Origin of the sequence: Stenotrophomonas maltophilia group sp. Smal13, assembly GCF_030236855.1 — a bacterium.
In the GTDB taxonomy this organism is placed as follows: Bacteria; Pseudomonadota; Gammaproteobacteria; order Xanthomonadales; family Xanthomonadaceae; genus Stenotrophomonas; species Stenotrophomonas maltophilia_A.
The window spans coordinates 1-10,128 of sequence record NZ_JASJSQ010000052.1; the positions used below are offsets into that span (position 1 = coordinate 1).

Annotated in this window: 11 protein-coding genes; all 11 read left to right on the forward strand. The window is 68.4% G+C overall.

Annotated features, from left to right (window positions below; translation table 11 throughout):
• Positions 1-123: 123 nt before the first annotated feature.
• On the forward strand, positions 124-588 hold the full coding sequence (locus QRO95_RS16325; RefSeq protein WP_005413654.1) for an Lrp/AsnC family transcriptional regulator: 465 nt from the start codon (positions 124-126) through the stop codon (positions 586-588).
• Positions 589-1,065: 477 nt separating this feature from the next.
• The gene (locus tag QRO95_RS16330; RefSeq protein ID WP_343237330.1) at positions 1,066-1,746 is read left to right on the forward strand and encodes a TonB C-terminal domain-containing protein; all 681 of its coding nucleotides are present in this window, start codon (positions 1,066-1,068) and stop codon (positions 1,744-1,746) included.
• A gap of 16 nt (positions 1,747-1,762) precedes the next feature.
• Positions 1,763-2,293, forward strand: coding sequence for an RNA polymerase sigma factor (locus QRO95_RS16335; RefSeq protein ID WP_032128154.1), 531 nt, complete (start codon positions 1,763-1,765; stop codon positions 2,291-2,293).
• A gap of 69 nt (positions 2,294-2,362) precedes the next feature.
• Positions 2,363-3,343: a DUF4880 domain-containing protein gene (locus QRO95_RS16340; RefSeq protein WP_107433708.1), complete on the forward strand. Its 981-nt coding sequence runs from the start codon at positions 2,363-2,365 to the stop codon at positions 3,341-3,343.
• Positions 3,344-3,401: 58 nt separating this feature from the next.
• Positions 3,402-3,953: a hypothetical protein gene (locus tag QRO95_RS16345; protein WP_285303011.1), complete on the forward strand. Its 552-nt coding sequence runs from the start codon at positions 3,402-3,404 to the stop codon at positions 3,951-3,953.
• Between the two features lie 144 nt (positions 3,954-4,097).
• Entirely contained in the window at positions 4,098-4,658 is a 561-nt protein-coding gene (locus QRO95_RS16350) for a hypothetical protein (protein ID WP_239669970.1), read from the forward strand.
• A gap of 57 nt (positions 4,659-4,715) precedes the next feature.
• Positions 4,716-5,153 carry a type II secretion system major pseudopilin GspG gene (gene gspG, locus QRO95_RS16355; RefSeq protein WP_285303012.1) on the forward strand — a complete coding sequence of 146 codons (438 nt, stop codon included), beginning with the start codon at positions 4,716-4,718 and terminating at the stop codon, positions 5,151-5,153.
• 9 nt (positions 5,154-5,162) lie between these two features.
• Positions 5,163-6,068 (forward strand): type II secretion system minor pseudopilin GspK, encoded by a 906-nt coding sequence (gene gspK, locus QRO95_RS16360; protein ID WP_125893666.1) that lies wholly within the window; start codon positions 5,163-5,165, stop codon positions 6,066-6,068.
• Positions 6,065-7,228 (forward strand): type II secretion system protein GspL, encoded by a 1,164-nt coding sequence (gene gspL, locus QRO95_RS16365; protein WP_285303013.1) that lies wholly within the window; start codon positions 6,065-6,067, stop codon positions 7,226-7,228. Before gspK ends, gspL begins: the two co-directional genes overlap by 4 nt.
• Positions 7,225-7,752 (forward strand): type II secretion system protein GspM, encoded by a 528-nt coding sequence (gene gspM, locus QRO95_RS16370; RefSeq protein ID WP_285303014.1) that lies wholly within the window; start codon positions 7,225-7,227, stop codon positions 7,750-7,752. The genes gspL and gspM overlap by 4 nt, the downstream gene beginning before the upstream one ends.
• On the forward strand, positions 7,749-10,128 hold a 2,380-nt coding region (gspD, locus tag QRO95_RS16375), incomplete at its 3' end, for a type II secretion system secretin GspD (RefSeq protein ID WP_343237331.1). The genes gspM and gspD, both read left to right, overlap by 4 nt.

Here is a 10,128-nt window from a genome sequence, read left to right on the forward strand (position 1 = left end):
CGGCACAACGATGTGGGGGTGGCCCATGCTAGCGGTCCGATCGCGAAATCGGGTTGCGTTGATGCCATTCAATTCGGGAATATTGAGATTCCATGCGGCCAAGGTCGCCAACGGTGAAATCCCATGCAGTATCAGCTCGACAACCTCGATCGCCGCATCCTCGATGCCCTGCAGCGTGACGGACGGCTGCAGAACCTGGAGCTGGCCCGGCTGGTGGGCCTTTCGCCCTCTGCCTGCCTGCGGCGGGTGCGGCTGCTGGAGGAGGGCGGCTACATCGACCGCTACGTTGCCCTGCTGAATGAGGCCAAGGTGGGGCGTGGCTTCACGGTGTTCGTACGGGTGTGGCTGCGCGGGCAGGACGAGGACACCACCAATCACTTCATCAACAGCATCAAGTCTTTCCCGGAAGTGCTTGAATGCCATCTGATGGCCGGTGACTGCGATTTCCTGCTGCGGGTGGCGGTGGCGGACCTGGATGCTTACCGGCAGTTCCAGATGCAGCACCTGAACCGGATTGCCGGGGTGCAGAACACCAAGACCGAGATCCCGATGCAGCGGATCAAGCAGACCACCCAGCTGCCGCTTTGAGGATGGGTGGTTCCGGCCGGGTTGCACCCGGCACCCGCGGTAGTGCCGGCCGCTGGCCGGCAACCTCAGGAGCAACAGCAACCGCAACGGCGATGTTCCCAGGGCGGCGGGGCGGTGTGGCCAGGCAGGACACGCCGTAGACCCATCCATGGGGGCTCGATGGCGCCATCCATGGCGCCAACGGTCCTGCCTGCCCACACCGCCCCGCGCCTGACAGTTCCCCGCGACCTGTCGGGGTCGGATCCCGTTGCTGTGCAACGGGCTCTGACCCCGGGAGCAGATGGACATGTCTGTTCGATTCATTGATTCCTGATGCGTGACTGGGTTCACGGAGCCTGGCTCAACGCCGGGCGTAGGCAGCGGTCATCGCAATGACATCTGGCCCCGGTACGGTTTGAGCCTGCTTGCTGGTCGCGCGGGCCGGGTCTCCGGTTGTGGCGCGCGTCCACTGCAGCTGCTGTCGCTGCCGAGGGTCATGTGTTCTACGTCAGGGGGCTGAATGGACACCATGCGGTCAGAACTTGGAAGGTGGCCATCGCCGCATGGCTGCTGCTGTCCTTTGCCGCTGTGGCGCAGGACGGTGTTCATGCCTACGACATCCCTGCGCAGCCGCTGGAGCAGGCGGTCGAGCGCTTCAGCGTCATCAGCGGGTGGTCGGTGATGTACCCGGGCGATCTTGCCGCCGGCCGTAGCAGCCATGCGCTGCGCGCCAGCCTTGCGCCGCTGCCTGCCTTGCAGATGCTGCTGCAGGATTCCGGTATCGAGGCCGAGGTGATCGGCGAGCAGCGTGTGGTGCTGCGCCGGGGCACGCCCGCGGCAGCCGAACCCGGTATTGGCGCCGAGCTCCCGGATGCCGAGCGTCGGCGTCGCTACGGCGGCCTGCAGCAGCGGCTGCGTGCGGCGTTCTGTGACGACCCCGATCTTGCGCCCGGCCGCTATGCCGCGACCTTGCGCTTCCGCATCGACGGTGCGGGCCAAGTGAGCGAGCCCGAGCTGCTGTCCGGCAGTGGCAGTGCCCGCCGCGATGCGCGCCTGCTGCAGGCGCTGCAGGGCCTGGTGCTGGCGCGCGATGCCGCTGCGCTGCCGCAGCCGGTAACCCTGCAGATCCGTCCTTCCGGCGCCGACCACGACTGTGGCCGGCGCGCGCCCCTTCCATGACTTCAAGGATTCGAACATGAGCAACGGTACGGCTGGGGCAGTTGACCTGATGGACCACCTTCTGGGGGCCTACGACGAGCTGAAGCGCCGGCTGGTGCGCAAGCTGGGCTCGGAGGAGCTGGCCGGCGATGCGCTGCAGGACACCTGGATGCGCCTGAGTGCGCGCCGTGACCGCCTGGATGCCGTGCAGAACCCCGCGGCCTACCTGTTGCGCATGGCGATGAACACGGTGATCGACCGCCAGCGTGCCGACCACCGCCTGCTGAGCCTGGAAGAGGTGGATACGCTGATGGAGATGGCCGACCCGGCACCGGGCCCGGCGCAGGCGGCCGAACTGGATTTCGCGCTGGAAGACATGGTCGGCCTGCTGCAGCGCATGCCCGAGCGCCGACGCCGCATCCTGCTGGCGATCCGCGTCGATGGCCTGCAGCAGCGCGACGTCGCCGACCAGCTGGGCGTGTCGCTGCGGCTGGTGCAGCGTGAGTTGAAGGCGGCCCAGGATTACCTGGCCGAGCGCAGCGGGCAGGGGCGTCAGGTGCGGTTCTGAGCGGCGGCATCCGTCTACACTTTGACGCCGAGCAGAACCCCGCAGCGTGCGGGTCCGGCATGAGCCCCCATGGATCCTGACGATCGCCCGCAACGCCCGCTGGATGCCGTCGAGCGTCAGGCCCACGCGTGGGTGGTGCGGCTGACCTCGGGCGAGGCCACCGCTGCCGATGGGCGCAGGTTCCGTGAGTGGTGCGAGGCTGATCCGCGTCATCGCGAAGCATTCGGCCGTGCGCGCCGGCAATGGGAGCAGGTACGCCTGGCCGGCGAACAGCTGCCCGCCGCTGCGCGCCAGCCGGTCGCGCCGACGCCGGCCCAGCGCTGGAGCCGGCGCGCCTTCCTGGGCGCCGCGATTGCCGCACCGGCCAGTCTGGTGGTGGTGGCGGCGATCCGCCCGCCGCTGGGGCTGTGGCCCTCGGTGACGGCGATGGCGGCCGATTTCCACACCGGCACCGGTGAGCGGCTGCAGATCGCGCCCTTGCCGCAGCTGAAGATCGAACTGGATACGCAGAGCAGCCTGCGCCGTCGTTCGGACACGCAGGGCGAAGGCTTCGAGCTGGTGCAGGGCCAGGCCGCGATCGAAACCCAGGCAGGCCTGCGCCTTGCCCTGTTCGCGGGGCCGGGCTGCGTGATTGCCGATGAAGGTGCGGTGCGCCTGGACGTCCGCAACACCCACGGCCAGGTACGGGTGACCTGCCTGCAGGGCAGCGCCCGCATCGAGCACCCGCAGGGCCGCCTGCAGCTGCAGGCGGGCCAGCAGACCCAATACGACGAGCGCCTCAGTGGCGTGGTGGCCGAAGCCCTGGCCTCGGAAGTGAGCGCCTGGACCGAGGGCATGCTGGTGTTCCGTCGCGCTCCATTGCGCGAGGTGGTGGATGAAATCAACCGCTACCGCCGCGGCAAGGTGCTGCTGGGCGAATCGGCGTTGGCGCGGGCCCCGGTCAGCGGTCGCTTCCGCATCGATGATCCGGACGCGGCGCTGGAGCAGCTGCGACTGACGATGTCGCTGGATCTGCGTCGCTTTCCGGGTGGCATTGCCGTCCTTGGTTAGGTGAAGACGCTGGCCGTGCGCGCCGCGCAGGGCTGTTGCAAGCAAGGAGACGCCAAGGATGCGCAACGAGACCATCGGTGTGCTGGATCTGCGCCGCAACCTGTCGGCGCTGCTGGAAACCACGCAGCGACGGCCTTTGATGGTGCATCGCTATGGATCGCCGTGGGTGTGCGTGGTATCCGATGCGCAATGGCAGCAACAGACCGTTCTGCTGGACTTCGATCCGCAATCGCACCCGTTGGCGATGCTGCTACGGCTGCAGCAGCAGGTGCTGCCCCTCGCTGAGGCCGGCACGTTGCCGCCTGCGGCGATGGCGCGCGTGCTGCTGCTGATGGGCATGCACGGCATCGACGATCTGGTGCAACTGCACGAGCAGGTACAGCATCATCGTCTTTGGCACTGGTTCGTGGCCGGCACCCATGGCGTGATGGACGGCTGGCAGCTGCCGGCGCTGCGTGTTGCGATGGCGTCATGGTGCGATGACGTGGATATGTCCAATGCACTGGCAACGTTCGCCGCACGCAGCGATGTGGCGATACTGGCGCGCCGTTGCGGGGGCGAAGCGCCGCGGCTGGAGCGCGAAGCCTGCAGGCAGATGACGCTGCGATGACGTTGCTGATGAAGCGCCACGCAGCGCACAGAGACGCATTCGCGTTGTCGCTTCACCTGCCTTGCTGACGTCTTCTCCAGAGTACGACGCACCACGCGTCGCGGAGCACGGGCGGCGCCGATGGCAGACAGTCGCAGGATCAGCATGCTGGAGCTGGATCGTCACCTGAGCCAGTCGCTGGAACAGGCACGGCATACGCCCGTGAACGTGCAGCGCTATGGGCACTCGTGGGTCTGGGTACTGTCCAGTGACGCCTGGGCAGATGCGGCGCGCTGGGCGGCACTGGACAGCAGCGCGCATCCGCTGGCGGCGTTGCGGCGCGCCCTCGATCTGCAGCTGCGGCCCTGGCCCGAAGCGGCCATGAACGCGCTGCCGCTTGATGCAGGCGATGTGCGGCTGCTGCAACGTGCGGCGCTGCTGGTGGTCGTGCGTGATCTCAACAGTGCGCAGCGCGTGTACGACGATCTGCGCTACCACCAGGCCTACCGGATGTTCATCGGCCTCGACCATGGCACCGCGTGGTCGCCGATGCAGTGCGTGCGCCTGCTGCAGGCCTGCGCGCACCCGTTGCTGCGCGGTTGCATCGACGATGCGCTGGCCAGCGTGCCGCAGCACCTGTTCGAGTCTGCATGTGCCCCGGCTACACGTGTTGCGCCTGCACAGGCACGCGCGCAGCGAATAGCAGGCGGATGTTTATCGTACTGACACATGCACCGCTGACCATGGCGCAGCGGTCTCTTCCAGGATGACGAGGGCGGAACAATGGCAAGGCAGGTGGATGGTCGCAGGGCTCGGCAGCAGGGTTTCAGCCTGATCGAGATCATGGTGGTGGTAGTGATCATCGGCATTCTTGCCGCGTTGATCGTGCCGCGGTTGATGGACCGTCCCGACCAGGCGCGCGTGGTGGCGGCGCGCCAGGACATCGCGGCGCTGATGCAGGCATTGAAGTTGTTCAAGCTGGACAACGGTCGCTATCCCAGCGCCGAACAGGGCCTGCAGGCGCTGGTGAAGCCGCCGCAGGGCGGCGGTGCGATGCCGGTGACACCGTATCTGGATCGCCTGCCGAATGACCCATGGGGCCATCCGTACCAGTACCAGATTCCCGGAACCCATGGCGACATCGATGTGTTCTCGCTGGGTGCGGACAGCAAGCCCGGTGGCGACGCCGGGAACGCGGACATCGGCTCCTGGCAGCTGTGAGGCGTGCAGATGACAGCCCGGACGCGTTCGGTCCCGTGCACCCGCCAGCGCGGCATGGCGGTGATCGTCGCCCTGCTGGTGGTGGCATTGGTGGCGGTGATTGCCACTGCACTGCTGACCCGGCAGTCGGCACAGCTGCGTGCGCTGCGTGGCGACCAGCTGCGTGCGCAGGTGCGCATGGCGGTCGATGCCACCCTGGAGCGCGCGGCGCAGCAGCTGCGTGACGATGTAAAGGAGCAGTTGACCACGGTGCGCAGCGGCCGTTGGGCGCGTCCACTGACGCTGCAGGCGCCGCTGCCGGTGCAGTTGCAGCTGGTCGATGCACAGTCCATGTTCAACCTGCGCAACCTGCTGGCCTATGGCAAGCCGGACCCGGAGGCACGGCGCGCGTTCATCGCGCTGTGTGCCGGGCAGGGGCTGGGGCAGGGTGCCTGTGCATCTGCTGCCGATCACATCCAGGCGCGGCTGCGTGATGGCGACCTGCAGGCGCAGGCGCCGTTGCCGCGTGAATCGGTGATCGAGCAGGCCCTGGCGGGCGCCGACCCAGTGGCGGTGCAGGCACTGGCACGGCGCACCGTGGTGCTGCCGGCCCAGACCCTGGTCAATGCCAACACCAGTGACATCAGCGTGTTGCAGGCGGTCACTCCCGGCGTGGAGCCGGGGCGCCTGCAGGCGCTGCTCGGTGAGCGCGACGGTGGCCATTGGCTGCTCAACCGCGGCGATATCGCCAATCGACTGCAACTGAGCAACGCGCAGATGGCCGTGGTGCCGCTTGGCATTCATAGCGAGTGGTTCCTTGCCGTCGGCCAGGTACAGGCCGATGGCAATGCGGTCGACTTCCGGGCCCTGATCTGGCGCGAGTACCGCGATGACAGTGTGCGCGTGCAGCGTGTGTGGACGAGGATTGGAGCATGAGCGTGCAGCTGAGGGTGCGCCTGCCGGCGCTGGAACACCTGCGCGCCGACAGTACGGTCGAGTGGGCGCAGTTGCACAAGGGTGGGGTGCTGGCCCATGGCCGCGAGGGCTTGGCCGTGCTCGGGCAACGTCATCCGCAGGCCGAGGTGCTGGCCTGTCTCGATCCGCAGGACCTGATCCTGCTGGAACTGCAGCTGCCGCCACTGTCGGGCCGCAGGCTGCAGGCCGCACTGCAGGGCGAAGTAGAGGCGATGCTGCTGGATGACCTGCAGGAGGTCGCGTTGGCACACGGTGCGCAGGCGGCGGACGGCACGGTTCCGGTGGCCTGGCTCGGCCAGCAGGCGGTCCTGCAGGCGCAGCAGCTGCTGGCCTCGTGCGCACTGCAGCTTCAGGCGCTGTATCCGACGCCGCTGCTGCTGCCGTGGCAGAACGGCCAGGCAACGCTGCAGGCTGCCGGTGAGCATCTGCTGGTGCGCTGCGGGCGCGATCGTGGTTTTGTGCAGTGGTGCGGTGGGCGCGACACAGCGGCGGTGCTGCAGTCGCTCGCGACGCGTCTTCAGCAATCCGGGGTGCAGGCCGTGCAGTGGATCGACAGCGTGCCGTCGGCGTGGCCGGAGAACCTGCCGGCCACCGTGGTCGCGCATGAACGGCAGGCGTGCGGACCCGTGCCAGCGTGGTCGTTGCCACTGCCGGGTCGCAGCAGGCAGGCACCCCGCGTGGCGATCGGCCTCGCATTGGCGGCGGTGTTGCTGGCTGCGCTTGGGCTGCAGCTGCAGGTCTCGCGCTGGCGCAGCGAGGGCGAGGCGTTGCAGCAGGACATGGCGCGGCAGTTCAGCTCGCACTTTCCGGAGATCACCGATGTGGTGGACCCGGTGCTGCAGGCGCGGCGCGCGCTGGCCGTGCCGTTGCCGGCGCCGCCGTTGCCACCGGTGCAGCGGCAGGTCGCAACGATGCTGCAGGCGATTCCGGAGTTGGGCGGTCAGGTGCGCGGCCTGCACTATCAACCCGGCCAGTTGGAACTGGAGCTGGACGCCGATGCGCAGGCGGTAGCCGATGACGCACAGCGGCTGGAACAGTGGCAGCAGGCGGCGCAGGCGCAGGGCCTGCAGCTGGCGCGCGAGGCCGGTGGACGCCTGCGCGTGAGCGGGGGCGGACAGTGACCGCCAGAGCCGTGCGCCTGGGCGAGGGTGTGGCCGGTCTGCAGCGACGCTGGCAGCACCTGCCGTCGCGCGATCGCTGGATGCTGTGGGTGATGGTGCTGGCGCTGCTGGCAGCGGGGCTGTGGTCAGTCTGGCTGGAGCCGCTGCTGAAACAGCGTGCGCACTGGCAGGCTGAGCTGCCGCGGCTGCAGGCGCAGGCGCGCGCACTGGCGCCGCTGCTGCGTGCACGCGAACGCCAGCAGCAGGTGCAGGGGCAGCGCCCGACGCTGGCCGCGCTGCGTAATGGAATCAAGTCCGCCGGCCTCGCCGATGGACTGCATGTCGAAGCACGCGACGGGCGTTGGCACCTGCAGGTGCAGGCGGTACCTGCTGACGCACTGTGGAACTGGCTGCTGCCCGTGCTGGCCGATCCGGCCATCGAACTGCAGCAGCTGCAACTGACACGCACAGGGGATGCGAACATGCCGGCGGCACGGATATCCGGAAACATCGTGATGGCACTCACTGCGGGTGGCCATTCATGAGGGCGATGCGCAGCCTTGCCTGCAGCACTGTATTGGCCCTGATCGTGGGTGCCGCTCACGTTGTTACGCCGGCACAGGCGCAGGACGCCCGCGATGAGCCGGTGCAGTTGAACCTGGTGGATACCGATATCGGCGGCGTGCTGCGCATGGCAGCACGGTTCACCGGCCGCCAGTTCCTGGTCGACCCGCGGGTGACCGGCAAGATGACGGTGGTTTCCGATGGCCCGGTCAGCCGTGCCCAGGCTTACCAGTTGCTGCTGGGCGCGCTGCGCATGCGTGGCTTCGCGGTGGTCGAGAACGGCGGCGTCAGCCGGGTGGTGCCGCAGGCCGACGCCAAGCTGTTGGGCGGGCGCGTCGGCACCGGCGGTGCGGGCGGTGAGGTCGCCACGCGCACCTTCGCGCTGCGCTACGAGAACGCGGCCGCGCTGGTGGCGGTGCTGCGGCCGATGATCAGCCCGGACAACCCGATCACCGCCAATCCGGGCAACAACACCCTGGTGATCACCGACTATGCCGACAATCTGGAGCGCATTGCGCGGGTGATCGCCAGTGTCGATACACCGGCCGGCATGGACACCGACGTGGTGAAGCTGCAGCAGGGCATCGCGGTGGACGTGGCTGCGATGGTCGCGCCGCTGCTGGATGCCCAGGGCGCCGAGCCCAGCCAGAAGGTGGTGGTGATGGCCGACCCCCGCAGCAACAGCGTGCTGCTGCGTTCCAGCAGCCCGGGCCGAACGCGCCTGGCGCGGCAGTTGGTGGAGAAGCTGGACCGCGCGCAGGACGAGTCCGGCAACCTGCATGTGGTCTACCTGCGCAATGCCCAGGCCAATCAGCTCGCCGGCGTGCTGCGCGGCGTGGTGGCCGGGCAGAGCGATGCACCGGCAATGGGCAGCAACGAAGGCATCACGCCACTGCCGGGTGACGCCAACCGCGTCACACCGGCGCAGCCGTCGCAGCCGCAGCAGGCCAAGACCGGTGGCAATGCGCTGGAATCGCAGCGGCTGGACCCGAACCGTCGCGATCCGATCGACGCCGGCAGCACCGGCTTCAGCCAGAATGGCATTTCGGTGCAGGCGGACGTGGCCACCAACACGCTGCTGATCTCCGCCCCCGAGCCGGTGTACCGCAACCTGCGGCGGGTGATCGACCAGCTCGACCAGCGTCGTGCACAGGTGCTGGTGGAAAGCCTGATCGTGGAGGTCAACCAGACCGACGCGGCCGAACTGGGCGTGCAGTGGATGCTGGGCAATGGCCGCACCTTCGGCGGCACCCACTTCGGCGGCACCACCGGTGGCAGCGGGCTGAACACCACCGCACGCACCACTCTGGACGTGCTGCCCAAGGATGGCCTGAAGATCGGCGTGATCGACGGCACCATCAACCTGCCCGGCGTCGGCCAGATCCTCAACATGAAGGCGTTGGCCAACGCGCTGCAGAGCAAGGGCGGTGCCAACATCCTGTCCACGCCGAACCTGATGACGCTGGACAATGAAGCGGCCAGCATCATGGTCGGGCAGACCGTGCCGTTCGTCAGCGGCCGCTACGTGACCGACGGTGGTGGCGGCAGCAACAACCCGTTCCAGACCATCGTGCGCGAGGACGTGGGCCTGAAGCTGCGGGTGCGCCCGCAGATCTCCGAGGGCGGCACGGTGAAGCTGGACATCTACCAGGAAGTCAGCAGCATCGACGCGCAGAGCGCGAACAGCACGGCCGGCATCATCACCAACAAGCGCGCCCTGGATACCAGCGTGCTGCTGGACGATGGCCAGATCATGGTGCTGGGTGGCCTGCTGGAAGACAGCGTCAGCCATGGCCGTGATGCGGTGCCGGGGCTGGGAAAGATCCCGGTGCTGGGTGCCTTGTTCCGCAGCGACACGCGCAAGCGCGCCAAGACCAACCTGATGGTGTTCCTGCGCCCGCACGTGGTGCGTGACCCGGCCGCCGGCCAGCGCCTGACCCGCGACCGCTACGACTACATGCGCAACGCGCAGGCCGGCGCGCAGCCGGTACAGAGCTGGGCCTTGCCGGCGCTGTCGGCACCGCAGCTGCCACCGCAGGACCTGTCTGTACTCGGCCAGGGCAATGCACGCGATGGCCAGGGCCAGCCGCTGCAGAACAGCAGCCTGGCGGCGCTGTACCCGTCCGGTGACGGCGATGCGCAGCTGGTGCAGTTCGCGCAGGGGCTGGACCCGGCGCGTGCCAGCCAGGGCGTGGCACAGGTGCGGGCACTGGGCCTGCAGGCCTATGCCGAAGCGACGCCGGGCGAGAGCGGGCAACGCCTGCGCGTGCGATTGCCGCGCGACCCGGCGACGCTGGACCCGGCACTGCAGCAGCTGCGCGGGCTGGGCTACACGTTGGACCTGGTGCTCGGGCCGT